Genomic DNA, 25,325 nt, shown 5'->3' with positions numbered 1-25,325 from the left:
TCGCCACCCATCCTGCGGGAGCCACTGGAGGCTCCCGCAGGGTAGGGGCTGCCACCCGGCGATTTGCGAACTATTCCTACGTAAATACTAGGACTTTGTCCCGGGCGCCGATTGGCGTAAACTCCGCCCAAGCCTGCGAGGAGTTTCCATGACCGCTATCACCATCACCGACGCCGCCCACGATTATCTGGCTGATCTGCTTTCCAAGCAGAACACCCCGGGCATCGGCATCCGCATCTTCATCACCCAGCCTGGCACCCAGTACGCCGAAACCTGCATTGCCTACTGCAAGCCGGGCGAAGAAAAACCCGAAGACAAGGCGCTGGGGCTCAAGAGCTTCACCGCGTACATCGATTCGTTCAGCGAAGCGTTCCTCGACGATGCCGTCGTCGACTACGCCACCGACCGCATGGGCGGCCAGCTGACCATCAAGGCACCGAACGCCAAGGTGCCGATGGTCAACGAAGACAGCCCGATCAACGAGCGCATCAACTACTACCTGCAAACCGAGATCAACCCGGGGCTGGCCAGCCACGGCGGCCAGGTCAGCCTGATCGACGTGGTCGACGACGGCATCGCCGTGCTGCAGTTCGGCGGCGGCTGCCAGGGCTGCGGCCAGGCGGACGTGACCTTGAAGGAAGGCATCGAGCGCACCCTGCTCGAACGCATTCCGGAGCTCAAGGGCGTTCGCGACGTGACCGACCACACGCAGAAAGAAAACGCCTACTACTAAGGCGTTCCCTGCGGACACAAAAAAACGGCGCCCCGTGAGCGCCGTTTTTTTATGGGTGAACATCACGGATGCCATCACCGGCAGGCTGGCCGCTAAGGCCGATACAAATGCGCATGCCCCGCACGGTACAGCGACGATTCGCTGAAATGGTCGCTGCCCAGCACCCGCCCCACGATGATCAACGCCGTACGCCTGAAGCCCTTGGCGGTCACCTTCGCGGAGATGTCCTCCAGCGTCCCCATCACCCAGTCCTGATCCGGCCAGCTCGCCCGGTGAACCACCGCGATCGGGCAGTCCGCGCCGTAGTGCGGCAGCAGTTCGCCGACGATCTTCTCCAGATGATTGACCCCCAGATGAATGGCCATGGTCGCGCCGTGCTGCGCCAGGCTGCCGAACTCCTCGCCGGCGGGCATCGCGGTCTTGTCCGCGTAACGGGTCAGGATCACGGTCTGCGACACGTCCGGCAGGGTCAGCTCGGCCTCCAGCAGCGCAGCGCATGCCGCCGTGGCGGTCACGCCGGGGATGATCTCGAATGCAATGCCCAGCTCGCGCAGGCAGCGGATCTGCTCACCGATGGCGCCGTACAGGCTCGGGTCGCCGGAATGCACCCGGGCGACGTCCTGGCCATTGGCGTGGGCGGTCTTGATCAGGTCGATGATCTGTTCCAGGTGCAGTTCGGCGCTGTTCACCACGCTGACCGCCTGATGCCCCTCCAGCACCGCCGCCGGCACCAGCGAGCCTGCATAGATGATCACCGGGCAACTGCGGATCAGCCGTTGGCCTTTGACGGTGATCAATTCGGGATCGCCGGGGCCGGCGCCGATGAAGTAGACGGTCATTGTTCCATCCTGAAAAAGGGAGCGGTGCAGGGCGTCATGAGGGTCCCGCATGAGCGTTGCTCATGATCGAAAGCGGGGATTATCGGGAATTCAGGCCGCGCCGGCCAATGCCAATGTGGCCTGGGCGTACTTTTGCCGCGGAATCAGCAGCTTTGCCGGCGCCTGGATCAGTTGCTCGGCCAGCGCCAAGGCGGCGCTTTCCGCCACGCCGTAGCAGCCGGTGCGCTCGAAGGCGATCTGCGACTGGTGGCTCAGGCGCGGCCGGTAACCGGCCAGTTCCGCGCTGCTGAAGTACAGCAAGGGCAGCGCCAGTTGCGCGGCCAGTTCCCGCAAGCCGGGCTCATCGCGCTTGAGGTCGATGCTGGCGAGCGCCTTGACCGCCGCCAGTTCGATGCGATGTGCCTGCAGGGCCTGGTCGAGCAAGGCCCGCAGGGTGGCGGCCGGGCAGCCGCGCTGGCAGCCCAGGCCGACCACCAGGGCCGGCGCTGCGCCGTCCGCAGTCATGCGTGGTGTTGGCCTTCGCCGTTGCGGCGGAACAGCCACGCGCTGATCAGCCCCAGGGCCAGCCAGAACGCAACGTTGGTCAGCTGCGAGGCGATCTTGAACTGCGCTTCCAGCGCCTCCGGCGCCAGCATCGAGTGCACTTCCGGTTGCGGTGCGCCGATCACGTGGGGCACGGCGAGGATGGCCGCGCCGAGGATCTTCATCAGCCAGTTCCGGCTGAAGGCGATCAGGGCCAGGCCCACGGCGGTGGACGCCGCGGTGCCGATCCACCACGTCTGCCGCGAGGCCAGGTCGGCGGCGGCGGTGCCGGGCAGTTCGGGCGGCAGGCCAAGGGTCGGCGCCAGCACGAAGGTGGCGTAGCCGGCCAGGCCCCAGAGCAGGCCCTGTGCGGTCTTGGTCGGTGCGCGCAGGGTATAGAGGCCGGCGAGCATCAGGGCGAAGCCCACTGCCACCACCAGGTTGCCGCCGGTGGTCGACAGCACGCGCTGCCAGCCGTCTTCCGGCTCCCAGGCTTCGGCGTCATGGGTGTGGGCCGGGGTGCCGGCGGCGTGTTCGTGGACTTCGGCCGCAGGTTCAGCCTTCTCGTAGGTCTCGGCCTGCAGAATCAGCGGGGAGACCCAGAAGCTTTGCAGCAGGGTGAGCAGCAGGGCGGCCAGCAGGCCGGTGAACCCGGCGGTCCGGGCAATGCGCTTGATCATGTCGGCAGGTCTCAGTGGCACGGGAACGCGGCGCTGTGGCGGGTATCGTGGGCGGCGTTGTGCACCGCTTCGATGTGCGAGAACCCGGCGAAGTAGACGAGGCAGGCCCCCAGGATCGACGCGCAGACGGCGGCGGTCAGGCGTTGGCTCAGGGTAGTGGTGCCGGCGGAGCTCTTGTCAGTGCTGCCGGTGCTGGTGATGATCGACATGGCGCTTCCCTCTGTGGTGTCAGCGGGTGAATAGAGCGCATGGAAACCCTGCGGGACAGGCACGCAGGGTTCGAACAGCGCCCGCCCACCGCGGGTTTGTTATGTTCAGCGGCGCAGGTGCGCGCTGTGCGTTGCGGGCCGGTCTCCGGGCTCGCGAGGGGTCGGCGTCGGCCGACCTGCAAGCGTCACCTTCCCATGCCGCAGGCACAGTGGATCTGACGCTTCGCTCGCTTACCGTTGCGGGGGCAGCACCGGACTGACATGGCCTTGAAGTAAAGCACATGATTCACCGGTTTCCCGTTTCACCCTGTGAAGGGCACCCGTAACAAGTTGTGTAGGAGAGCATGGGCGCACGATCCGAGTCAATCGACGGCTAACGCATGGCCAGCAGAACGTAGGCGCCCAGCGCGATCAGAAAGGCGTAGTAGGACTTCATGCGCGTCAGGCCCAGCAGCCAGGCCAGCGCCACAGGCCCGATCCACAGGTGCGCCGACGGCTGCTGGCCGGCCAACGGTTGCAGCGAACCGGCCAGCAGGCTGATCAGCATCGCCACGGAAGTGTATTTGCCCAGCCGGTCGATGAACGCCCGGGCCCCGCCGGACAAGCGTTCGACATCCACCGCCAGCGGCAGCAGCCGGCAGGTGGCGGACACCAGCGCGCAAATCAGCACATACAGCCAGAACACACTAGGCTCGGTCATAGGCGTAACTCGTGAGGACGGTCACCGCGAGCACCGCCATCAGGCTGATGTCCCCCAGCCACAGCAGGCTGGCCGCCGCGGCGAGCCCGGCGATCCATTGCGCGTGCAGGCTATGCCGGTCGCGAGCCATCTTGCCCAGCGAAGCGCTGATGAAAATGGCGATCACCACGCTGACATGCTCCATCAGCCCGTTGGCGGCCAGGCTGGCGAAGCCGTAGCCGGCGGCGGTGCCGAGCAGGGCGGCGGCGTACAGCGCAAAGCACACGGTGTTGGCGTAGGGGCGGCTGACCGGCCCTTGTTCCTTGCGGATCGACATCAGGGTGAAGGCCGCGTTGGCCATCACCGCCAAGGCCGGGACAAAGGACCTGACGGAGCCTTTGAGGCTGGATTTGAGGCTCAGGGTGAAGACCAGAAAGCGCAAGTTGATGCTCAGCGCCGAGACCAGCACCCCGAAGGCGTTCAGCAGGTGCGCCGGCGTCTCCAGCAATGTCAGCTGCAGCGGCGAGGCCATCACCGTGCCGCTGAACACCACCATCGACGGCAGGTCCAGGCCGTGACGCCGGCCGAGCATGCCGATCAGGGTGAAGGTCAGCAGCAGCGAGAACACGAACGGCAACGCATCGCGCAGGCCGGTCGTGATCTCGCTGTGGGTGGCCGGTTCGGCCAGCGCGGACTCAGCCGGCATGGGCGCTCTGCCGTGCGCCCGCCAGCAGGCCCTCGACACCGTCCTTGTAGACCAGCGCCTTCTCCAGGTAGTACTCGGTGGAGAAGCGCGGGATGAACTCCTCGACCACCGCCACGCCGCGGTAGCCGTTGACGGCGAAGCGGTTGAGCACATCGCTCAGGCGCAGGTTGCCTTCACCGATGGGCAGGTGCTGGTGGTGGGTGTCGTTGAGGTCGGCGATGTGCAGGTGACGGGTCACCGGGGCCAGCTCGGCGATGGCCTGGAACAGGCTGTCGCCGTAGGGCATCAGCGAGCACAGGTGCGTCACGTCGATGGTCACGAAGCAGCCGGTCTCGCGGTGGAAGCGCAAGTGCTCGCCGACGCTGAACACCGGGAACTTCGGTCGCTGGCCGCCCATGTTCTCCAGGCACAGGTCGATGCCACGGGTGTCGACGCGCTGTTTGACCTCGTTGATCGCCACGATCAGGTTGTCCAGCAGTTCGGTGTTCTCCAACTGGTCCTTGTAGCCCGGATGGAACGTCACGCTGGTGGCGCCGGCCTGACGCGAGAAGTCCACGGCGGCGCTCAGGCAGTCCACCGCCTGGCCCCGTTCGACCGGATCGGGCGAGCACAGGTTGTACTGGCGGCCCCACCAGCCGGCGTGCACCGTCAGGGTGATGCCGTTCTGCTCGGTGAAGGCGCGGACTTGCCGCGCCAGTTCGCTGCGCTCCTCGGCGCTGAGCGACCAGAACACGGTCTCGGCGTCTTCGCCGATCTCGAACTCCACGGCCTTGAAATGCCTGGAGAGGTCGGTGATCGACCCGAGAATGTCCGCCGGGTTGTCGTACACGTTGGTGGAAAAGGAGATCAGCGGGAAGTTCGGGCTGATCGGGCCGTCGATGTGGAACAGGGTCTCTTGGGTGCTCATTGCGCCAGTCCTTGGGTGGTGAAACGAGGGTGGGAGATCGCGGCGCTGAAGACGTTCGGGTCGTCTTCGGCGGCGCAGGCCAGCAGCACGTAGCCGTGCCGGTCGGCGGAACGGCGGATGGGCCGGCCGAACTTGCCCTGGTCGAGCGTCGCGCGCAGGGCGAAGGGGTGCCGCAGCAGTTGGTCGCGCAGGTGTTCGGGGTCGGTCGTGCCGTCGGTCTCGATGTAGCGGATCGCCATTTGCACGAAGGCCTGCTCGGGGGCCGGCAGGTCGGTGCCGGTCATCGCCGCGAGGGTGCTGGCCGCCAGGTGCACGCCGGTGGTTTTCCAGACCATCTCCCAGATCTGGTCGCCGCCGAAGCGGGTCTGGGTCTCGATGAAATGCAGGCGCGATCCGTCGAGCTTGACCTCGGTGTGCGCCGGCCCCCAGCGGTTGCCCATGCGTTCGAGCAGCCACAGCACCGCGTCTTCGATCAGGGTGCGGCTGGCATCGTCCAGCGCGGCCGGAAAGTCATGGCCGGTCTCGACATAGCCCGGCGCGCCGCTGGTGTGCTTGCGGGTGATGCCGAGGATCCGGTGGCGGCCGTCGAGGCTCAGGGATTCCACGCTGTATTCGTCGCCGCCGGCGAAGGCTTCGATCAGGTTGCGGCCCTGCAGGGGCAGGGCGTCGACGTCTTCCGGGCGATTGACCGCGTAGACCCCTTGGCTGCCCGAGCCGCTGACGGGCTTGACGATCGAGGCGCCGTGGCGCTCGACGAAGGCGCGCACGGCCTCGGCGCTGTCCGCCGCCGCGCTGTGCAGTTCGTAGGGGCTGCCTTGCAGGAGCCTTCGGAACAGCAGCTTGTCGCGGCTGACCTCGACGCTGCGCACGCTGTTGTGGGGGATGCCCAGCCGTTCGCCCAGTTGCGAGGCTGGCAAAAGGCCCAGTTCCGAGAACGACACCACGGCGTCGAACGGCCGCTGACGGTGCAGGCGTTCGACCGTGTCGCCGCAGCCGGCCAGGTCCGCGATGTCGGGCGTCAGCACCAGCGCCGCGTGTTCACGCTGATAGTCGGACAACTGGTCGGGTTGCTGCACCAGGGTGAAGTGGAAGCGGTGTGCGGTGTCCCAGTCCAACCCTGAATCCCGCCCGCCGATCAGCAGGATGCGTTTGGCAGGCTCGGGGTCGGTGCGCTCGCCATACACGTCGATGTCGGTGACCGCCAGCAGCGATTCACGCAGCCGGGCGGTGTCGGGCTGGCGGAACTCGACGTACAGGTAGTTCTGGAACCCGTTGCTGGCCGGGCCGATGGCGTCGCCCGGCGCGGCGTAGGCGTACCAGCGCTGGAAGCCCGGCAGGCTGCGCAGGCGTTGGGCGTGATGCAGACCGTCGTAGATCCGGTGGGTGCGCGCGAAAGGCGTGGCGATCCCGAACGGCTGGGGGACGTCGCAGGCAGGCGGCAGCGCTTCGCCGGACAGGGCGCGGTGATAGCAGACATCCAGCGGCAGTCGCCACGCCTGGCGGATCACGTGGATCCGGCTGCCGCCGGGCCGTGCACCGACCTCCAGAACCCTCGGCCCGCGTGCGGTGAGGATGAACTCGACATGGGCGAACGTGCCCTTGAGGCCGAGGGCCTGCACGGCGTCGTGGGCCAAACGGTGGCAGCGCGCTTTGAGCGACGCGTCCGGTTCGATGGTCGAGGGCGTGTAGCGGGCGAAATGGTGGAAGTCGTCGCGGCCGATGTCGACCCCGGCGATCACATCGACGATGGGAAAGCTGCTGATGTTGCCGTCGGGGCCGATGGCGCAATCGATGGAATGGTTGGAGCCGTGCAGGTATTCCTCCAGCAGCAGTTGGTCGGTTTCCCGCTGCTTGCCGGCGACGTAGCGTTGCAGCGCCGGCCATTCGCGGCGGCTGTAGTCCAGCAGTTCGTGGCGGTCGCGGATGCAGCGCACGAACAGGCTGCTGTACAGGTTCGCAGGCTTCAGGACGAACGGGTAAGGCAGCGCATCCGGTGCGGCGAGCAGTTCGTCGATGCCCGTTTCGCGGGAGATCACGTGCAGGTCGGGATTGGCCGACGCCTGGAAGCGCTGGCGCTGCAGCACCTTGTCCAGCGTGTGCTCGACGTTGCGGTGCAGATGGGCCAAGGCCGGCACTGCCGCGCACAGGCGGCCGGTGACGGCGACATAACCTTCACGGAAGTTCAGCACGCTGGTGAACCTGTGCTCATCCAGCAGGCGTTGGGTCAGGTCGATCAGTTCCGGTGTCAGGCCTTTGGAAAAGTCGTAACGGGCCACCGGCGGCACCTTGGCCGCGTCGGCGATCTTGCTGGTGGCGCGGCTGTCGGCGATCAGCAGCGGTGTGATGCCCTCGGCGACCAGGCCTTCGTATTCGCCGTCGCGGATGTTGCCGACAATCAGGCAAGCGGCTGCGCTCATCGGCAGGACTCCTCGTCGAAACTGTAGTGAACCCGGTTCAACCGGTGACAGATGTGGGCCAGGCGGATCCGGTCGGCGGCGTTGACGCTGTCGGTCAGCACGTTGCGGATGATGTGGGCGAGGGCGTCCAGGTCTTCGCCGGCGATCCCCAGGCGGGTGATTTCCTGCACGCCGAACCGCAGGCAGTCGCGCCCGCCGATGCGTTTGTTGTTGACCCGTATCCCCAGCTCGTTGAGCTGCTGCGCCGCGTGCTGGCTGAAGGCGCCTTCGAGCAGCAGCATATGGGTGTCGGTGGCGTGCGCCGTCCAGCCCGGCAGCCCGGCCAGCGCATCGCGCAGTTGGCGGGCGTTGGCGCACATGCGTTCGGCGTAGGCCTGGCCGTGGCGTTCCATCTCCATCAGGGTGACGAACAGTTGCAGCAGGCCGGGCAGGTTGGGGGAGGACACCAGCGCGCCGCCGACGTTGTGTTCGATCTGCCGGGCCAGGTCGGCGCGTCGGCAGACGATCAGCGCACGGTGCGGGCCCGGCAGGGATTTGTGGGTGTTGCCCTGGAGGATGTCCGCGCCTTCGTCGAGCGGGTTGGGATAGGCCTGGCCGGCGATCAGCCCCAGCGTGTGCGAGGCGTCGCAGATGATCAGCGTGCGGTCGAGGCCGCGCCGGTTGAGCAGCTTGCGCAGCGGCTTGACGGCGATCGCCCGGGTGGTCAGGCCGTGGTCGAGCAGCACGGCGGCCGGCGGTTGCCCGAGGGACTGAAGTTGCGCATCGAAGGCGTCGAGATCGATCTGGCCGTCCGTGCCGAGCCCGAAAAACACACTCTGGCGACCGATCTTCTGCACCAGCGGCCCGGTGGCGAAATGACCGCCGCTCTCGGGCGCCAGGGACATGACGATGTCCCCCGGCACGCTCAGCGCCGCCAGCACGCTCAAGGTGCAGTGGACGCCGGACAGCACGCGGTACTCGACGAACTCGGCGTTGAACATCGTCTGCGCGGCCCGGGTCGCGAGCGCCTTCAGCGTTTCGACCTCCGGAAAGTGCTCGACCTGCATCCCGCCGAACTCGGCGGCGTAGCGCTGGCCCGCAATCGGCCGGACGTTGAACAGGTAACGGTCGTAATGGCGGTTTTGCCCCAAGGCCCGGGCCGTGTCCGACAATACATTTTCATTGGCGGTCAGAGACACTGTCGAGGTTCGGCGCGCCAAGGCCTCTTCGAACTGTTCGATAATGAAACTGTGCGCGCTGGGCGCGACGGAGGGCACTGCATAAGTTGAATGGTTCATTAGTAATCCGCCAGGTCGAAGTCGATGATCAACATGTCGCGAGTGCTGTGATTTGAACTAATGCCTAACTTCTGCAAGGGTGAAACTTCATGCAGAAGTATTCGGTCATTCAATACGACGGTTTCCAGGTAGTTCGTCAAAGTTGCGCTGAAAACATTGTCGCCGTTCTCGGTGAATATCCGGCTTTCGCCGCCGATGACGTGCTGGCGCTGGATCAGGTGCTGAAAGACGAAGTCGTGGCCGTCGCGGTGGCGGCCTTCGGGGGTGGCCTGGCCTTCGCGGGTTTCGTCGCACAGGATGCGAAACTGATGGCAGGTCACCAGCCAGTCGCGGTGGCCGACGGCCAGGTCCATCAGCGCCAGGTCCGCCGCCAGCAGGCTGCGCAGCACCGGCGATCCGGTGAAGGCCGGCTCGCTGTGCGCATAGGTGCGCTGGACGCCGCCCAGCAGCGGGTTGTGGGCCTGGGCCTGGAAGAAGTGGCAGTCGTCGAGGGGCGTCCAGTGGCGCTCCCGCTGGCGGTACTCGAACTTGCAGATGCGCCGCTCGCGGCGGCCGTTCTCTGCGTTCAGGTAGGTGTCCGGCGGCAGGTTGTCCCAGGTGCGGTCGAAGGCGCGGCACGCTTCGCGGCCCAAGGACGCCACCTGCGCCGCCGGAAAGACGTCGCTGTCGGCGTAGTGGTCGTTGCGCAGCCGTTCGGACAGTTCGAACAGCACGGCACTGCCCGGATGCCCGATGGCGCTACCGGCACTCATGGCGCAGGCACACAGGCAGGTTTCAGAGGAATAGACAGGCGCGGACACTGACGATAATCAGGCATGCAAGAAGTCCTTTCTAATGAAATACATATTCCTTATGTGGGGTCATGGTTCATTTCCTGTTTTGAATTATCAATTCTGTTTTTGTAAAGATATGTAATTTTGCTGTTCGGACGCTCTAGTCCGAGGGGAAGCGGGGTGTAGGAAAAGTTTCTGTTTTGTGAACTTGTAGGAAATAACTTACGTTGAACTTTTTAGTTGAGAAAAGGTCGCGGCCTATATATGAAAAAATAAAGTCTATATAGCGATAACGCACTAGACATTGACCCGCCTGCCGACCATGCGTAGCCTTGCGCTTTCGAGGTTCTTCGGCGGCTGCCGAAGCTAAGAAGGGAACGCGGTCCAAGCCGCGGCTGCCCCCGCAACTGTGAACGGTGATGTTCGCTGCCATGCCACTGCAAGCCTGCTTCAACAGGGCCGCGGGAAGGCGCAGCGGATGCCGGGCCCCAAGGCCGGCGCGCCGTCAGCCAGGAGACCTGCCTCGACACAGATTCTCACTACAACCGGGCGGGGTGATCCGGTGGCGAACGCTCCCGGCGCGCAAGCGCGTCGCCGGCTCTCGTCCCGCATGCCCGCCACCTTGCCAAAGGGCATCCGATGAAAACACTGGCCAAACTCCCCGTCACCATCGTCACCGGCTTCCTCGGCTCGGGCAAGACCACCCTGCTGCGGCACATGCTCGACAATGCCCAGGGCCGCCGCATCGCGGTGATCGTCAACGAGTTCGGCGAACTGGGCATCGACGGCGAAATCCTCAAGCAATGCACCATCGGCTGCACCGAAGAAGAGGCCACCGGCCGCGTCTACGAACTGGCCAACGGCTGCCTGTGCTGCACGGTGCAGGAAGAGTTCTTCCCGGTGATGCGCGAGCTGGTGGCCCGTCGCGGCGACCTCGACCACATCCTGATCGAAACCTCCGGCCTGGCGCTGCCCAAGCCGCTGGTGCAGGCCTTCCAGTGGCCGGAAATCCGCAACGCCTGCACCGTCGACGCGGTGATCACCGTGGTCGACAGCCCGGCCGTGGCCGCCGGCACCTTCGCCGCGTTCCCGGATCAGGTCGACGCCCAACGCAAGCTCGACCCGAACCTGGACCACGAATCGCCGCTGCACGAACTGTTCGCCGACCAACTGGCCAGCGCCGACCTCGTCATCCTCAACAAGGCCGACCAGGCCAGCGCCGAAGACCTGGCCCGCGTGCGCCTGGAAGTCGCCGAAGAGCTGCCGCCGGCGGTCAAGATCGTCGAAGCCAGCAACGGCCGCCTGCCGCTGGACGTGCTGATCGGCCTGGGCGCCGGTTCCGAGGAACACATCGACGGTCGCCACAGCCATCACGACCATCACCATGACGGCGATGACCACGACGACCATGACCATGACGCCTTCGATTCGATTTCCATCGAACTGCCGCAGGCCGACGAAAGCCTGCTGCTCGACGCGTTGACCCAACTGGTGGTTCAGCACGGCATCCTGCGGGTCAAGGGCTTCGCGGCGATCCCGAACAAGCCGATGCGCCTGCTGATCCAGGGCGTGGGCACCCGTTTCGACAAGCACTTCGACCGCCAGTGGGGCGCAGACGAGGCGCGCATCACCCGTCTGGTGCTGATCGGCCAGAAACTGGACGCCGCCCAGCTCGAAGCGCAACTGCGCGTCGCGCTCAGCGTGTAAGCCATGCACCTGCTCAGGACCCAGCCCGGCGGTTTCGTGTCGGATGACAATATTGCCGACCTTGGACAGACCCCCGCCGAACTGGTGATCCTGTGCAGCGGCGATTCCAGCCTGGCGCTGCTCGCCGAAGCCGCGCAGCAGTTGCCCGACGACTATCCGAGCCTGCGTCTGGCCAACCCGATGCAGGTGCAGAACCATGCCTCGGTCGACCTGTACGTCGACGAAGTGCTGCGCCACGCCAAAGTGATCCTGATCTCCCTGCACGGCGGCATCGCCTATTGGCGCTACGGCGTCGAGCGCCTGGTGGAGCTGGCCGGGCGCGGGGTGCAGGTGATCCTGGTGCCGGGCGACGACCGGCCCGACCCGGAACTCAGCGGCCTGAGCACCGTCGGCGCCGAGGACCGCGACCGGCTCTGGCAGTTCCTGCGCCAGGGCGGCCTGGGCAATGCGCTGGACTTCTTCCGTTGCCTGGCCAACCGCTGGCTGGATCGCCCCTACGCCTGGGGCGAACCGCAGGCGCTGCCGCGCACGGCGATCTATCACCCGAATAAAAGCACCGCCGCCCTGGGCGACTGGCAGGCCGATTGGCAAGCCGGCCGGCCGGTGGCGGCGGTGTTGTTCTACCGCTCGCATTTGCAGGCGGCCAACACGGCGTTCATCGATGTGTTCTGCCAGCGCTTGCAGGCGGCGGGGCTCAACCCGTTGCCCATCGCGGTGGCGAGCCTGAAGGAGCCCGGCTGCCTGACGGTGGTCGAGGACTGGCTGGACGAAACCGAAACCGGCGTGATCCTCAACACCACCGGGTTCGCACAGTCCAGCCCGGAGGCGCCGCACCTGCGGCCGTTCCGCCGCGACATCCCGGTGATCCAGGCCATCTGCGCCCAGGACAACGAACCCGGCTGGCGCGCCAGTGAACAAGGCCTGGGCCCGCGCGACCTGGCGATGCACATCGCCTTGCCGGAACTGGACGGGCGGATCATCAGCCGGCCGATCAGCTTCAAGGACCTGGCCTGGCGCAGCGAACGCAGCCAATCGGACGTCGTCTGCTACCGGGCGCAACCGGAACGCATGGATTTCGTCGCCGAACTGGCGCGGCGCTGGGCTGACCTGGCCCGTGTGCCGAACCACGAAAAGCGCGTGGCGCTGATCCTGGCCAACTACCCGACCCGTGACGGACGCATCGGCAACGGCGTCGGCCTGGATACGCCGGCGGCGGCCCTGAACATCCTCAGGGCGCTTCATCAGCACGGCTATCCGCTGCCCGCCGAACTCCCGGCCAGCGGCACCGACCTGATCCGCCAGTTGCTCGGCGGCGTCAGCAACGATCTGGACACTCTCGACCAGCGCCCCTGCCAGCAAAGCCTGGGCATGGACGAGTACCTGGCGATGTTCGACGCCTTGCCCGACGCCAACCGCGCGGCGGTGCTGGAGCGCTGGGGCACGCCGCAGCAAGACCCGATGTGCCGCGACAACCGCATGATGGTCGCCGGCCTGCGCTTTGGCCTGACCTTCGTCGGCATCCAGCCGGCGCGGGGTTATCAGGTCGATCCGAGCGCGGTCTACCACGACCCGGACCTGGTGCCGCCCCACGGCTATCTGGCGTTCTACTTCTGGCTGCGCCGCACCTACGGCGCCCACGCGCTGATCCACGTCGGCAAGCACGGCAACCTCGAATGGCTGCCGGGCAAGGGGGTGGGGCTGTCCGATCAGTGCTGGCCGGACGCGTTGCTCGGGCCTTTGCCGAACATCTATCCGTTCATCGTCAACGACCCCGGCGAGGGCGCCCAGGCCAAGCGCCGCACGCAGGCGGTGATCATCGACCACCTGATGCCGCCGCTGACCCGCGCCGAAACCTACGGCCCGCTGCGCAACCTGGAGTTGCTGGCGGACGAGTACTACGAAGCGCAACTGCTCGACCCGCGCCGTGCCCGCGAACTGCAGCGCGACATCCTGCAACTGGTGCGTGACACGCAGATCGACCGCGAACTGCAACTGGATGCCGCGCTCGACAGCGATGCGGATGCGGCGGTGTGGCTGCCGCGCTTGGACACCTACCTGTGCGACCTGAAGGAATCGCAGATCCGCGACGGCCTGCACGTGTTCGGCGAGTCGCCCACCGGGCCGCTGCGCACCGACACGTTGCTGGCTTTGCTGCGCATCCCCCGGGGCGACGGCAAGGGCGCGCAGTCGAGCCTGCTGCGGGCGCTGGCCAAGGCGTTCGGGCTGGGTTTCGACCCGTTGGATTGCGCATTGGCCGAACCGTGGGCCGGCCCGCGCCCGGATGAACTGCAAGCGGTCAGCGACGAGGCCTGGCGCACCTGCGGCGATACCCGCGAACGGCTGGAGTTGTTCGCCGCCCAATTGATCGCCTCGACGACGCCGTCCCCCTGTGGGAGCGGTGTGTCCGTTGAACGCAATGCTGAAGGCACGACCGATTCGCATCCAAAGGAACCTCGCTGGGCCCCGGTCAATGAGATCCTGGCGAACCTGCGCGAGGTCATCGCCCCGCGCCTGGACGCCTGTGGGCCGGCGGAGATGCGTGGCCTGCTCGATGCCCTGGACGGTCGTTTCGTGCCCGCCGGCCCCAGCGGTGCGCCGAGCCGCGGCCGCCTCGATGTGTTGCCCACCGGGCGCAACTTCTATTCGGTGGACGTGCGCAACCTGCCGACCACCACTGCGTGGCGCATCGGCTTCCAGTCCGCCAGCCTGATCCTTGAGCGGCATTTGCAGGACCATGGCGACCACCTGCGCCAGATCGGCCTGTCGGTGTGGGGCACGGCAACCATGCGCACCGGCGGCGACGACATCGCCCAGGCCATGGCGCTGATGGGCGTGCGCCCGGTGTGGGCCACCGGCAGCCAGCGGGTGGACGATTTCGAGATCCTGCCGCTGAGCCTGCTCGACCGGCCCCGGGTCGACGTGACGCTGCGGGTGTCCGGGTTCTTCCGCGATGCCTTCGCCAACCTGATCCGCCTGTTCGACGCCGCCGTGCAGGCGGTGGCCGAACTCGACGAGCCGGACGACCTCAACCCGCTGGCCGCCAAGGTGCGCGCCGAACGTGCAGCGCTGGTGCAGTCGGGTCTGGACGAAGAGGCCGCACGGCGCCAGGCCGGCTGGCGGATCTTCGGTGCCAAGCCGGGCGCCTATGGCGCGGGCGTGCAGGGCGCCATCGACGCACGCCTGTGGCAGACCCGCGAGGACCTGGCCGAGGTCTACCTGAACTGGGGCGCCTACGCCTACGGCGGATCCGATGAAGGCACCGCCGCCGGCGACCGGTTCGCCCGGCGCCTGAGCCAGGTGCAGGCGGTGCTGCACAACCAGGACAACCGCGAACACGACCTGCTCGATTCCAACGACTACTACCAGTTCCAGGGCGGCATGCTCGCGGCGGTGGAGAGCCTGCGCGGCGAGGCCGCCGCCAGCTATCACGGCGACCACAGCCAACCGGACCTGCCCAAGATCCGCACCCTCAAGGAAGAGCTCAACCGGGTGATCCGTTCCCGGGCGGCCAATCCGAAATGGATCGACGGGGTCAAGCGCCACGGCTATAAAGGCGCGTTCGAACTGGCGGCGACCGTGGACAACCTGTTCGCCTTCGATGCCACCACGCAGCTGATCGACGACCACCAGTACGCCTTGCTTGCCGACGCCTATCTGCTGGATCCTTCGACCCGCGAGTTCGTGCGCGAGCACAACCCCCATGCCCTGCGGGACATGACCGAGCGGATGCTGGAGGCGCAGCAGCGGGGGATGTGGCAGGATCCGGGCGCGTACCGCGAGGCGCTGGAGAACCTGTTGCTGGATATAGAAGAAGAGACCTGACCCATACCCCTGTAGGAGCGAGCCTGCTCGCGATAGCCTTGCCCAAGTATCCCTTGGGTTGCCTGCTCCACCGCGATCGCGAGCCTGCTCGCTCCCGCAGTTGCCCCAGGCCCGACCTTGATTGAGTACCGATAGATGACCGACACCTACCATTTCCCTCTGTCCGCCGTGGTCGGCGCCGATGACCTGAAACTGGCCCTGTGCCTGACCGCCATCGACCCGAAGATCGGCGGCGTGCTGATCGAGGGCCCGCGGGGCATGGCCAAGTCGACCCTGGCCCGGGGGCTGGCGGACCTGCTCAACGGCGGTCAGTTCGTCACCTTGCCGTTGGGCGCCACCGAAGAGCGGCTGGTGGGCACGCTGGACCTGGATGCCGCGCTGGGCGAAGGCCGCGCGCAGTTTTCGCCGGGCGTGTTGGCCAAGGCCGACGGCGGCGTGCTGTACGTCGATGAGGTGAACTTGCTGCCCGACCATCTGGTGGATCTGCTGCTCGACGTGGCCGCCAGCGGCACCAACCTGATCGAGCGCGACGGCATTTCCCACCGGCACTCGGCGAAGTTCGTCCTGATCGGCACCATGAACCCGGAGGAGGGCGAACTGCGGCCGCAGTTGCTGGACCGCTTCGGCCTCAACGTCGCCTTGGGCGGGCACACGGCACCGGCCGAGCGCGGGCAGATCATCCGTCGCCGGCTCGACTTCGACAGTGACCCCGAAGGGTTCTGCGCGCAATGGGAAGGCGAGCAGCAAGCCCTGCGCGAGCGCTGCCGCAACGCCCGCGACAGGCTTGCGGACATTCCGCTGGACGATGACGCCCTGGCGCAGATCACCGAGCGTTGCTTCGCCGCCGGCGTCGATGGCTTGCGGGCGGATCTGGTCTGGCTGCGGGCGGCCCGGGCCCATGCGGCCTGGCGCGGCGCCGGCGCGATCGAAGGGCAGGATATCAACGCGGTGGCCGAATTCGCCTTGCGCCATCGCCGTCGCGTACAGCCTTCGCCGCCTGCGCAGGCACCGGCGCAGTCTCCCGCCGACAGCCAGGCCGACAGCCGCGAAGGGCAGGGCCAATGGGGTGAGATGCCTGCGCCGGCGCAAGCCACCGGTGCCCGCCGCGAAGTGCCGCACTGGCCAAAAAAGCCCTAGGCATTCGCCCCCGGTCCGACGCGGGGGCGAATGCCAGACCCCGCGCCGGACGGCTCGACAACGGCAGGCAAGGGCGGCGCCACGCCGCCCGCAGCGGCTCGGTGAACTGGCCGGGTACCTTGCTCAACGGTCGGCCACGGTGCCGGGCGGACCTGCTGTTGCAGATGCGCACCCGCACGCCCTATGAACTGTGGCTGGTGATCGTCGATGCGTCCGGCTCGACCCGTCGCCATCAGGCCCTGAGCGATGCCAAGGGGCTGCTCGCCCAGGTGTTCGACGACGCCTACCGGCAGCGCGCGCGCCTGGCCTTGCTCACCGCCAGCGGCGCAGCGCCGAAGTGGCAGGTGCAGGGGCTCAAGTCCGGCAGTGGCCTGCGGGCCTGGCTCGACGGCTTGGGGGCCGGGGGCGGCACGCCGCTGCTGGCGGCGCTCGCAGAGGCCGGGCAATGGCTGACGCTGCGCCGCCAGCGTTTCCCGGCGGAACGGCAACGGTTGCTGGTGGTGACGGACGGGCGCCTGAAGGATCTGGGGGGGCTGCCGGCGCTGGCGTGCCCGGGCCTGTTGATCGACATCGAACGCGGACCGATCCGACTGGGCCGCGCCCGGCAACTGGCGACGGTGCTGGAGGCCGAATACCGGTATATCGATGAGCTGCACCTGAGCTGACCCAGCGCCATCGCCAGCAGGCTGGCTCCCACAAGGGATCCCGGTTATCCGCAATATCCATGTACCCCACAGAACCCTGTAGGAGCTTGCCTGCAAGCGATGAGGCCAACACAGTCGACATCTCTGCTAGCTGACCCACCGCCATCGCTGGCAAGCCAGCGATGACGTCGGCACATTCCGCATCGCTTTCGCCTGATCCACCGCGTAAAACCCCCCGCGCTGCTCTATGCTGCACCCCAGCCCATCACAAGGAGTGAACCATGCGCGTACTGGTCGCCAACCCCCAGGACGATTTCCGCGTCAAGGCCTACGCCGGCACCAACGGCGTGCTGCTCGCCATGGACGTCGCCGAACCCCGGCGCAAGGGCCTGCTCGGTTTCGCCATCGAGAAGCAGCAGGGCGACAAGCCGTGGCTGTTCCTGTTCAACAGCCTGACCTTCCCCGGCAAGGCGCACACCCGGCCGGAATTCCACGCCACCCCGAGCGACCTGGCCCCTTTGCAGAAATTTCGCTGGGCCGACTACGCCGTGAACCCCGGCATGACGATCCATTACCGCGTGCACCTGGCCTACGGCACGCCGGACGCCCCAGCGCTCGGCGAATCGCTGGAGCTGACCATCCGCTCCGACGACGGCCACCCGGCCAACCAAAGCGTGATCTTCAACCGTGCCGTCGCGGCCAGCCAAGCCTTCCAGCGCAAGTTCCCGGACCTTGACGCGCAGATCAGCGCCAACCGCAACCTGCCCATCGAGGCCTGGCCCGACGCGGCGCGCCAATGGCTGGAGAACGGCCTGCTCGGGCGTCTGCAAGGCTTCATCCAGCGCGCCACCGACGGCGAGTGGGCGCTGGACATCGCAATCTACGAATACCAACTGCAAGCCATCATCGACACGGTGAACGCGGCATTCGACCGTGGGGTGCAGGTGCGGGTGCTGTACCACGCCCGGCCCGACGACGAAGACACCACGATCAACCAAGCGAGCCTGGCGCACCTGCCAGAGGCCAGCAAGCGCGGGCGGGTCACCCACAACATCTTCCACGACAAGTTCATCGTCTTGAGCCGCCTCGATGCCGGCGGCGTGCGCCAGCCGCAAGCGGTGCTGTGCGGCAGCACCAACTTCACCGCCAACGGCGTCTACCGCCAGGCCAACGTGGTGCATGTGCTGGACGATCCGGCCATCGCCGCCAGCTACCTGCGCACCTTCGAGGAAATCTGGACGACGCCTGCCGATGTCGGCGCCACCCGCGACTGGATCACCGACGTCAATCCGATGGATCCGGCCAAACCGCTGTTCGCCGGGTTTTCGCCGCGCTCCGGCGGCGCCGACCTGCGCGAGTTCGTCGACATCATCAACGCGGCGAAAAAGGACGTGCTGTTCGTCACCGCATTCGACTTGCCCGACCCGATCCTCAACGCCTTGCTCGGCCAGCCTCACGACGACATCCTGCGCTACGGCCTGCAGAACACCGCGAGCCGGATCACCGGCTTCCATGCCGACCGCACCGCCGAGTTCGCCGCCACTGCGCTGCTCAACACGGGCCTTGAAGGCTGGCTGCGGGAAAACATGAAAGGCCAGAAGGGCAACCTGCTGGTGCACACCAAAGCGGTGGTCACCGACTTCACCACGGACGCCCCGACCATCATCAGCGGCAGCCACAACCTCAGCACCTCGGCCAGCAACGGCAACGACGAAAACTTCCTGATCATCCGCGGCGACACCGACCTGGCGGACCGCTACGGCCTGGAATTGCTGCGCTTCTACGAGCATTACCGCTTCCGCTATTTCGCCAAGAAACTGGATCTCAAGCAGGTGCAGCCGCTGGCGGCGGATGACAGCTGGACGGATGACTATTACGTCGACGGGGATTTGCGGCAGTTGTCGCGGTTGCGGTTTTCCGGGCGGTAGCAAGCCGGAACGGGACGTTCAGGCCTGTACATCTGAATGCGTTTTTTATGTTGTGGATGCGATGGAGTGTTACGTGGACAGAGAAAGTGATGAACCCGTAAACCGTGACGACGAGCCGAGCTCATCGGTGTCCCCAAGGAATCAAAGAGCAAAGTTCTACACGACCTCGCTATCGCCTTCCGATCTGAAAAATGACCAGCAGCGAGTGCGGGATCCAGACCAGGGGGCTTCTGCGCCACCGGAAAACAATCCGAACGGGCTGTCATCGTCGGACGACAAAAAGAAGACTGACGAGGTGACGAACGTCCCGGGGGGGAAGGGAAACACACGGGGTTCCCGTCCCGGCACCACCTCTATCGCCGTCACCCAAAACGACGATCCATGGGCGTCTGACCTGGATGACCGTCTGGGCGCCAACGATGAGGCGAAAGCCTTTGCGCGCCTGGCCGTAGCGAAAGATGTCATGCCGCCGCTTGCCATTGGGCTGTTCGGCAACTGGGGCAGCGGCAAGTCCTTTTTCATGCGCCTGATCCATCAGCACATCGAACGCCTCAGCCAAGGAAAGGCAAGTGCCCAGGCCCCGGAAGCAGGCTCGAAGGAATTCCATACGGATGTCGTGCAGATTCGGTTCAATGCCTGGCATTACGCGGAGACGAACCTGTGGGCCAGTCTGGTCAGCCATATATTCGTCGAGCTGGACCGTTGGTACACGAAGCACAATCCCGAGGTTCGCGACCCGTTGCTCGAACACCTGTCCACTTCGCGAATGCTGACGCTGGACGCTGCCAAGGAGCTGGTTCGTCGCCGTCGAGACCAGCGTGCGGCCGCAGAGCAACTGCTCAAGGCCCGCCAGGCGCTCGAAGAGGTTCAAGCCAAGACCGCGACTACGCCGTCTGTCTATCTTGCGGCGTTGAGTGAGGTGTTCAACGGCGCGGATGCCGGCCAAGAGATCAAAGACGCAAAAGACGAGTTCGCGAAGGCGGCCAAGATCCTTGGAATCGATGCCTTGACCGAGCGTGCCGAGGCTTTCCAGAGCGTATCCGATGCCCTGCATGAGGAAGCGGGAAAGGCTAGGTTGCTGGCCCGCGGATACAAGTCCCAACTGCTGAGCTGGTGGAACGTCGGTGCCTTTGTCGTGTTGGTCTTGGCGATGCCTTGGATGGCGACAGAGGGTGTGGCAATCCTCAAGGCACGACTCCCTTTCCTGCAAGGTCTGCAGGACGGCTTGATGTTGGCGAGTGTAGCGGTGGCAGCGGTGACTGCCCGACTGCGATGGGTCTGGGGCAAGGCCCGCGGGGCGCTGAAGCAATTGGAGGCGGGCAAGAGGGCGCTGGACAAAGCCATCGATAGCCGATTGGCCGAACAGAAGAAAGCGCTAGAGCACGCCGTTCAGAGGCAAGCCAAGGCGAATGCCAGCGTCGACGAGGCAAAGGCCTTGGTGCAAGTCACCAGCGAACAATTGGCGCTCGCCACTCACGATTTCTCTCAAGGAACCGGTGCCGGGCGCCTGAAGAAGTTCGTCCGGGCCCGCGCGACGGACGGCGACTATGCGCAACATCTTGGATTGATCGCCACGGTGCGCAAGGACTTCGAGGAGTTGGCGTTCAACGTGACGGAAGCGGGCAGCCTCCGGGATTCGGTCGAGGCGGAGCGCGCTGCATTTCTGCTGAAAATGGATGCGTTCCTGGAGGCCAACAAAACGTTCCTGGACGACGGAGACATCCAGAAGCTGCGGGCGGCGGCCACGCATTCCCCTGAGGAAGTCCGATCCTTCAAACGGATCGCCCTGTACATCGACGACCTGGATCGCTGTCCGCCGGACAAAGTCGTCGAGGTGCTGCAGGCGGTGCATCTGCTGCTGACCTTCCCCTTGTTCGTGGTGATGGTCGCGGTGGATGTGCGTTGGGTGCGTCAGGCCTTGCTCGATCACTACCCCAACTTGATGGCTGCGAACGGCCAGCAGCAACAGACGGCCTCTGTGTCTGACTACCTGGAAAAGATCTTTCAGATCCCTTACTGGATGCGCCCGATGGACAGCGTAGCCAGTGAGCAGTTTCTGCAAGCACAGTTGAAGAGGGTAAGGGGCGCTGATCAGACTGACAAAGTGCCAACGGGTCTAAACGAAACGGAAGGAGCCGTCGGCATTCAAACTGTCCCAGCCGAAATGTTGAAGATCTCCTCCGGTGAGACTGAGGCGCTGCAACTGCTGGCAAGGTACATGGGGTCCTCCCCTCGACGCGCGCTGCGTTTCCTGAATGTCTATCGCCTGATCAAGGTCAGCCTCAAGCCCGATGACCTCCGGGCACTCGAGGGGGGTGAATACAAAGCGCTGCTGACCTTGCTGGCGGTGGCGCTGGGCACCCCGTTGTGTTTTTCGAGTTTGCTGCAGCCTCTCAGATCGAAGAGTGACACCTTTGAAATGAACGAGCTGAAAGGCCTGGTCAGCCTCGACCCATCCGCTGAGAATCTCGCCGAATTTGAGCGCTTCAGGGAAATAATGGCGATATACGCGGACTTGATCGCCAAGCAGAAGAAGCCGCCTCGCCATCGAGTGAAGAAGTACGTCGCCATCATCCAGCGCTACTCGTTTGACGGCTGACGCACCGCCGGAGCGGTCTGGTGACGGCGAGCGTCGCAACCACGGGCGTCAGTCAGACATCGCCTGCCGGTACTGCCGCGTACGTCGCCCCAGGTACAACCGGTCGAGGATCAGCGCCCACAGCGCCGACACCTCGGGCCTGGTCTTGCGCCCCCGGCTCAGGCGGGCCATCTGGAAGCGCACCACGGCCATGTTGGCCAGCGACGCCAGCGGTTTGCGCTTCCAACGGATCGGCGGCAGTTGCGGCTCGCTCGGACGGCCGGCGCGCCAGTGGTTGACCAGGCCCGGCTCGATGGCCAGCGCCGTGGCGATGCCCGCCATGTCGAGGCCGCTGTCGAGCACCTGTTCGACGATCGGCAGGCGGCGGATGCCGCCGGTGACCATCACCGGCATCCGTGCCACGCCGGCCAGTTCGCTGGCCATCTCCAGGAAGAACGCCTCGCGGGCCAGGGTGCGGCCGTCCCGCGCCTCGCCCTGCATGGCCGGGGCCTCGTAGCTGCCGCCGGACAGCTCCAGCAGATCCACGGGCCGCTCGTTGAGCCATTCGATCACCTGACGCGCATCGTGGGTGTCGAAGCCGCCGCGCTGGAAGTCCGCCGAATTGAGCTTCACCGCCACGCAGAACTGCGGCGACACCGCCTGACGCACCGCTTCGATCACCGACAGCAGCAGGCGCGCGCGGTTTTCCAGCGAGCCGCCCCAGCGGTCGGTGCGGCGGTTGGTCAGCGGCGACAGGAACTGGCTGAGCAGGTAGCCGTGGGCCGCATGGATCTGGATACCGGTGAAACCGGCCTTTTCCGCCAGGGCGGCGCTGGTGGCGAAGCGCTGGATGACCTCTTCGATATCGCTTTCGCTCATCGGCCGGGGTTCGGCGAACAGCTTGGAGAACGCGCCCATCTCCAGCGCCACCGCCGACGGCGCCAGGGCCGGCTGGCCCAGGTTGGCGAAGGTCTGGCGGCCGGGGTGGTTGAGTTGCATCCACAACTGCGCGCCGCCGGAGCGGCCGATCTCGGCCCAACGGCGGAACTGCGCCAAATGACGCTCATCCTCCAGCACCACGCCGCCGGGGCCGGTCATGGCGCGGCGGTCGATCATGACGTTGCCGGTCAAAAGCAGGCCGGCGCCGCCGTCGGCCCAGGCCTGGTACAGACGGTACAGGGCGGCGGAGGGGGCCTGGTCGGCGTCAGCGAGGTTTTCCTCCATGGACGCCTTGGCGATGCGGTTGCCGACGGTCTGGCCGTTGGGCAGATTCAGGGTGTTGAAGGGCGACATGCTTGACTCCTCATCAGTGATGAAGCGAGGCTAAGCTTAAAGTCAAGTTTAAGGTCAAGCAGGAATGCGAGGTGTCCATGAAAATCGGTGAACTGGCGCAACAGAGCGGGCTGAGCGCCTCGCGGATCCGCTTCTACGAGGCTCAGGGCCTGATCCCCAAGGTCGAGCGGCTGGGCAACGGCTACCGGCGCTACTCGCCGCAGGTGCTGCAGACCCTGCACATCATCCAGAGCGCCCAGCGCGCGGGATTCTCCCTGGATGAACTCAAGCTGCTGCTGCCGGACGCCGTCACCGGCGAGTACGACCAGGACGAACTGGTGACCAGCCTGCGGGGCAAGATCCAGGAGATCGAGGCCATGCAGCGGCACCTGGCGCAGAGCCGGGCACGGTTGCTGGAGGTGATCGACGGCATCCTGTCGCGGCCCGAAGGCATGAGCTGCGGGGCGAATGCCGAGCGGCTGCTGTCGTCGATCAAGCGTTAGTCTGTGGCGGCCCCATCGCGGGCAAGCCCGCTCCCACAGTGTTTTGCGGCGAACGCGAGTTCCGAGTACAACTGAGATCCTTGTGGGAGCGGGCTTGCCCGCGATGAGGCCATCCCGGCCACCGCTCCGGCGAGGTGTTTTACAGATTTTGAAATGATTTGCCGCTGTGGCGATGGCCGCCTCAGCCTGTACTCTCCAAGTCCTTTTTCCCATTCAGGACTTGCATGAACACCCTCACGGAGCCTCCCAGTCGCCCCTTCCTCTCGCGCCCAGGCGCGGTCTTGACGCACTCGCAGCATCCGGTCTTCCGACTCCCGACTATCGTTGATGGCGCAGCCTTCGGGCTTTCGCGTCGCACTTTGCCGTGCCCGGTAGCCCGAAAACACTGAAGAGAGACCGAGACAGAATATGGAATGGTTAGCGGATCCCACGGCCTGGCTGGGCCTTTTGACATTGATCGTGCTGGAGCTGGTGCTCGGCATCGACAACCTGGTGTTCATCGCGATCCTGGCGGACAAGTTGCCGCCGCATCAGCGCGACCGCGCACGGATCATCGGCCTGTCCCTGGCCTTGATCATGCGCCTGGGCCTGCTGGCGAGCATCTCCTGGCTGGTCACCCTGACCCAGCCGCTGTTCGAGGTGTTCGGCAAGAGCTTCTCCGGCCGTGACCTGATCATGCTGTTCGGCGGTGTGTTCCTGTTGTTCAAGGCCACCATGGAACTGCACGAACGGCTGGAAGGCCACGTCGGCCAGCGTTCGGCCAACACCGCTTACGCGTTGTTCTGGCCGATCGTGGCGCAGATCGTGGTGCTCGATGCGGTGTTCTCGCTGGACGCGGTGATCACGGCCGTGGGCATGGTCGATGAGCTGGCGGTGATGATGATCGCGGTGATCGTCTCCATCGGCCTGATGATCGTGGCCAGCAAGCCGCTGACCCGCTTCGTCAACGCGCACCCGACAGTGATCATGCTGTGCCTGGGCTTCCTGATGATGATCGGTTTCGCCCTGACCGCCGAAGGCTTGGGCTTCCACATCCCTAAAGGCTACCTGTACGCCGCCATCGGTTTCTCGATCCTGATCGAGGTGTTCAACCAGATCGCCCGGGCCCGGCGCAAGCGTTCGATGCAGGGCCTGCGGCCGCTGCGCGAGCGCACGGCCCATGCGGTGATGCGCCTGCTGGGCGGGCGCAAGCTGGCGGTGGAGGAGGTGGGCGAGGAAATCTCCGACCTTCTGGATGACGGCGACGCGCCGAGCGCCGAGCTGTTCGACCGCCGCGAGCGGGTGATGATCAGCGGCGTGCTGCAACTGGCCGAGCGTCCGATCCGTGCCCTGATGACCGTGCGCGCCGACGTCGACCACATCGACCTGGCCGACGATGCCGAGACGATCCGCACGCGGTTGATGCATTCGTCCTACTCGCGTTTGCCGCTGGTGCGCAACGGCGCGGTGGACGAGCCGCTGGGCTTCGTGCACAAGAAGGAGCTGCTCAAGGAATACCTGGCCGGTCACGAACCGAACCTCGAACACCTGGCGCGCCAGACGATCAACCTGCTCGACAGCTACTCGATCCTCAACGCGCTGGAGCAGATGCGCGCCGCCTCGACCCACATCGCGTTCGTGGTCAACGAGTTCGGTGATTTCGTCGGCGTGCTGACCATGACCGACATCCTCGAATCGATCGCCGGCGAGTTGCCGGACGCCAGCGAGATCGAGGGGCCCGACGTGGTCGAGGAGCAGGGCGGTTTCCTGGTCAACGGTGCGTTGAACCTGGCGCGGATCCGTCAGCGCACCGGTTTCGGTGCGCCCGCCACCGAGGACTACCAGACCCTCGCCGGCCTGGTGATGAGCCTGCTCGACCGGTTGCCGATGATCGGCGACCGGCTGGAGCACGACGGCTGGCGGATGACCGTGATGGCGGTCGAGGAGCGGCGGGTGACGCGGGTGTTGCTGGTGCGCGAGGTGGTGTGAGTGTGAGGGCGGCGTTGAGCGAAG

General features: G+C 65.8%; 20 protein-coding genes and 2 riboswitches. Of the genes, 9 read left to right on the top strand and 11 right to left on the bottom strand.

What is annotated here, in order from left to right:
- Positions 1–148: 148 nt before the first annotated feature.
- On the top strand, positions 149–733 hold the full coding sequence (gene nfuA / locus CAG31_RS24785) for a Fe-S biogenesis protein NfuA (protein WP_085586164.1): 585 nt from the start codon (positions 149–151) through the stop codon (positions 731–733).
- A 92-nt stretch (positions 734–825) separates the two neighbouring features.
- Here nfuA and cobM read toward each other — a convergent pair whose 3' ends face one another.
- The 10 genes from cobM to CAG31_RS24735 all read right to left on the bottom strand — a co-directional run bounded on the left by cobM (position 826) and on the right by CAG31_RS24735 (position 9,721).
- Positions 826–1,572: a precorrin-4 C(11)-methyltransferase gene (gene cobM / locus CAG31_RS24780; protein WP_085586162.1), complete on the bottom strand. Its 747-nt coding sequence runs from the start codon at positions 1,570–1,572 to the stop codon at positions 826–828.
- Positions 1,573–1,662: 90 nt separating this feature from the next.
- Positions 1,663–2,076 carry a cobalamin biosynthesis protein gene (locus tag CAG31_RS24775; RefSeq protein WP_085586160.1) on the bottom strand — a complete coding sequence of 138 codons (414 nt, stop codon included), beginning with the start codon at positions 2,074–2,076 and terminating at the stop codon, positions 1,663–1,665.
- Complete coding sequence (locus CAG31_RS24770; RefSeq protein ID WP_085586158.1) at positions 2,073–2,774, bottom strand: CbtA family protein; 702 nt, start codon at positions 2,772–2,774, stop codon at positions 2,073–2,075. Before CAG31_RS24770 ends, CAG31_RS24775 begins: the two co-directional genes overlap by 4 nt.
- An 11-nt stretch (positions 2,775–2,785) precedes the next feature.
- Positions 2,786–2,983: a CbtB domain-containing protein gene (locus tag CAG31_RS24765; protein ID WP_085586156.1), complete on the bottom strand. Its 198-nt coding sequence runs from the start codon at positions 2,981–2,983 to the stop codon at positions 2,786–2,788.
- A 118-nt stretch (positions 2,984–3,101) separates the two neighbouring features.
- Positions 3,102–3,322: riboswitch (cobalamin riboswitch) on the bottom strand.
- A gap of 34 nt (positions 3,323–3,356) precedes the next feature.
- On the bottom strand, positions 3,357–3,683 hold the full coding sequence (locus CAG31_RS24760; protein ID WP_139831372.1) for an AzlD domain-containing protein: 327 nt from the start codon (positions 3,681–3,683) through the stop codon (positions 3,357–3,359).
- On the bottom strand, positions 3,670–4,368 hold the full coding sequence (locus tag CAG31_RS24755) for an AzlC family ABC transporter permease (protein ID WP_170930009.1): 699 nt from the start codon (positions 4,366–4,368) through the stop codon (positions 3,670–3,672). The genes CAG31_RS24760 and CAG31_RS24755 overlap by 14 nt, the downstream gene beginning before the upstream one ends.
- On the bottom strand, positions 4,358–5,275 hold the full coding sequence (locus CAG31_RS24750; protein ID WP_085586150.1) for a sugar phosphate isomerase/epimerase family protein: 918 nt from the start codon (positions 5,273–5,275) through the stop codon (positions 4,358–4,360). Before CAG31_RS24750 ends, CAG31_RS24755 begins: the two co-directional genes overlap by 11 nt.
- On the bottom strand, positions 5,272–7,692 hold the full coding sequence (locus CAG31_RS24745) for an acetyl-CoA carboxylase biotin carboxylase subunit family protein (protein ID WP_085586148.1): 2,421 nt from the start codon (positions 7,690–7,692) through the stop codon (positions 5,272–5,274). The genes CAG31_RS24750 and CAG31_RS24745 overlap by 4 nt, the downstream gene beginning before the upstream one ends.
- The gene (locus tag CAG31_RS24740; protein WP_085586146.1) at positions 7,689–8,969 is read right to left on the bottom strand and encodes a hypothetical protein; all 1,281 of its coding nucleotides are present in this window, start codon (positions 8,967–8,969) and stop codon (positions 7,689–7,691) included. Before CAG31_RS24740 ends, CAG31_RS24745 begins: the two co-directional genes overlap by 4 nt.
- Positions 8,969–9,721 carry a 2OG-Fe dioxygenase family protein gene (locus CAG31_RS24735; RefSeq protein ID WP_085586144.1) on the bottom strand — a complete coding sequence of 251 codons (753 nt, stop codon included), beginning with the start codon at positions 9,719–9,721 and terminating at the stop codon, positions 8,969–8,971. Before CAG31_RS24735 ends, CAG31_RS24740 begins: the two co-directional genes overlap by 1 nt.
- 347 nt (positions 9,722–10,068) lie before the next feature.
- A riboswitch (cobalamin riboswitch) is annotated at positions 10,069–10,283 on the top strand.
- Between the two features lie 98 nt (positions 10,284–10,381).
- Here CAG31_RS24735 and cobW point away from each other — a divergent pair.
- The 6 genes from cobW (at position 10,382) to CAG31_RS24705 (ending at position 21,579) form a co-directional block, all read left to right on the top strand.
- Positions 10,382–11,449 (top strand): cobalamin biosynthesis protein CobW, encoded by a 1,068-nt coding sequence (gene cobW / locus CAG31_RS24730; protein ID WP_085586142.1) that lies wholly within the window; start codon positions 10,382–10,384, stop codon positions 11,447–11,449.
- A gap of 3 nt (positions 11,450–11,452) precedes the next feature.
- Entirely contained in the window at positions 11,453–15,271 is a 3,819-nt protein-coding gene (gene cobN, locus CAG31_RS24725; RefSeq protein ID WP_085586140.1) for a cobaltochelatase subunit CobN, read from the top strand.
- A 135-nt stretch (positions 15,272–15,406) separates the two neighbouring features.
- Positions 15,407–16,408: an ATP-binding protein gene (locus CAG31_RS24720; RefSeq protein ID WP_085586138.1), complete on the top strand. Its 1,002-nt coding sequence runs from the start codon at positions 15,407–15,409 to the stop codon at positions 16,406–16,408.
- 2 nt (positions 16,409–16,410) lie between these two features.
- The gene (locus tag CAG31_RS24715; RefSeq protein WP_085586136.1) at positions 16,411–17,073 is read left to right on the top strand and encodes a VWA domain-containing protein; all 663 of its coding nucleotides are present in this window, start codon (positions 16,411–16,413) and stop codon (positions 17,071–17,073) included.
- A 260-nt stretch (positions 17,074–17,333) separates the two neighbouring features.
- The gene (locus CAG31_RS24710; RefSeq protein ID WP_085586133.1) at positions 17,334–18,980 is read left to right on the top strand and encodes a phospholipase D-like domain-containing protein; all 1,647 of its coding nucleotides are present in this window, start codon (positions 17,334–17,336) and stop codon (positions 18,978–18,980) included.
- A 73-nt stretch (positions 18,981–19,053) separates the two neighbouring features.
- On the top strand, positions 19,054–21,579 hold the full coding sequence (locus CAG31_RS24705; protein WP_170930393.1) for a P-loop NTPase fold protein: 2,526 nt from the start codon (positions 19,054–19,056) through the stop codon (positions 21,577–21,579).
- Between the two features lie 48 nt (positions 21,580–21,627).
- On the opposite strand, the gene CAG31_RS24700 is transcribed toward CAG31_RS24705, so the two are convergent.
- The gene (locus tag CAG31_RS24700; protein ID WP_085586129.1) at positions 21,628–22,851 is read right to left on the bottom strand and encodes an NADH:flavin oxidoreductase/NADH oxidase family protein; all 1,224 of its coding nucleotides are present in this window, start codon (positions 22,849–22,851) and stop codon (positions 21,628–21,630) included.
- Between the two features lie 77 nt (positions 22,852–22,928).
- On the opposite strand from CAG31_RS24700, the gene CAG31_RS24695 reads away from it, so the two are divergent.
- Positions 22,929–23,333: a MerR family transcriptional regulator gene (locus CAG31_RS24695; RefSeq protein ID WP_085586127.1), complete on the top strand. Its 405-nt coding sequence runs from the start codon at positions 22,929–22,931 to the stop codon at positions 23,331–23,333.
- A gap of 408 nt (positions 23,334–23,741) precedes the next feature.
- Positions 23,742–25,301 (top strand): TerC family protein, encoded by a 1,560-nt coding sequence (locus CAG31_RS24690; RefSeq protein ID WP_085586125.1) that lies wholly within the window; start codon positions 23,742–23,744, stop codon positions 25,299–25,301.
- Positions 25,302–25,325 lie beyond the last annotated feature (24 nt).

It is taken from the genome of Pseudomonas sp. R25(2017) (assembly GCF_002112565.1).
Taxonomy (GTDB): Bacteria; Pseudomonadota; Gammaproteobacteria; order Pseudomonadales; family Pseudomonadaceae; genus Aquipseudomonas; species Aquipseudomonas ekonensis.
Note: the sequence above shows the minus strand (reverse complement) of the source record. Positions and strands in the feature narration are given on the sequence as shown.

Bases quoted from the DNA above. Each gene is read 5' to 3' on its own strand.
- nfuA (WP_085586164.1), top strand. From the start codon at position 149: ATGACCGCTATCACCATCACCGACGCCGCCCACGATTATCTGGCTGAT.
- cobM (WP_085586162.1), bottom strand. From the start codon at position 1,572: ATGACCGTCTACTTCATCGGCGCCGGCCCCGGCGATCCCGAATTGATC.
- CAG31_RS24775 (WP_085586160.1), bottom strand. From the start codon at position 2,076: ATGACTGCGGACGGCGCAGCGCCGGCCCTGGTGGTCGGCCTGGGCTGC.
- CAG31_RS24770 (WP_085586158.1), bottom strand. From the start codon at position 2,774: ATGATCAAGCGCATTGCCCGGACCGCCGGGTTCACCGGCCTGCTGGCC.
- CAG31_RS24765 (WP_085586156.1), bottom strand. From the start codon at position 2,983: ATGTCGATCATCACCAGCACCGGCAGCACTGACAAGAGCTCCGCCGGC.
- CAG31_RS24760 (WP_139831372.1), bottom strand. From the start codon at position 3,683: ATGACCGAGCCTAGTGTGTTCTGGCTGTATGTGCTGATTTGCGCGCTG.
- CAG31_RS24755 (WP_170930009.1), bottom strand. From the start codon at position 4,368: ATGCCGGCTGAGTCCGCGCTGGCCGAACCGGCCACCCACAGCGAGATC.
- CAG31_RS24750 (WP_085586150.1), bottom strand. From the start codon at position 5,275: ATGAGCACCCAAGAGACCCTGTTCCACATCGACGGCCCGATCAGCCCG.
- CAG31_RS24745 (WP_085586148.1), bottom strand. From the start codon at position 7,692: ATGAGCGCAGCCGCTTGCCTGATTGTCGGCAACATCCGCGACGGCGAA.
- CAG31_RS24740 (WP_085586146.1), bottom strand. From the start codon at position 8,969: ATGAACCATTCAACTTATGCAGTGCCCTCCGTCGCGCCCAGCGCGCAC.
- CAG31_RS24735 (WP_085586144.1), bottom strand. From the start codon at position 9,721: ATGAGTGCCGGTAGCGCCATCGGGCATCCGGGCAGTGCCGTGCTGTTC.
- cobW (WP_085586142.1), top strand. From the start codon at position 10,382: ATGAAAACACTGGCCAAACTCCCCGTCACCATCGTCACCGGCTTCCTC.
- cobN (WP_085586140.1), top strand. From the start codon at position 11,453: ATGCACCTGCTCAGGACCCAGCCCGGCGGTTTCGTGTCGGATGACAAT.
- CAG31_RS24720 (WP_085586138.1), top strand. From the start codon at position 15,407: ATGACCGACACCTACCATTTCCCTCTGTCCGCCGTGGTCGGCGCCGAT.
- CAG31_RS24710 (WP_085586133.1), top strand. From the start codon at position 17,334: ATGCGCGTACTGGTCGCCAACCCCCAGGACGATTTCCGCGTCAAGGCC.
- CAG31_RS24700 (WP_085586129.1), bottom strand. From the start codon at position 22,851: ATGTCGCCCTTCAACACCCTGAATCTGCCCAACGGCCAGACCGTCGGC.
- CAG31_RS24695 (WP_085586127.1), top strand. From the start codon at position 22,929: ATGAAAATCGGTGAACTGGCGCAACAGAGCGGGCTGAGCGCCTCGCGG.
- CAG31_RS24690 (WP_085586125.1), top strand. From the start codon at position 23,742: ATGGAATGGTTAGCGGATCCCACGGCCTGGCTGGGCCTTTTGACATTG.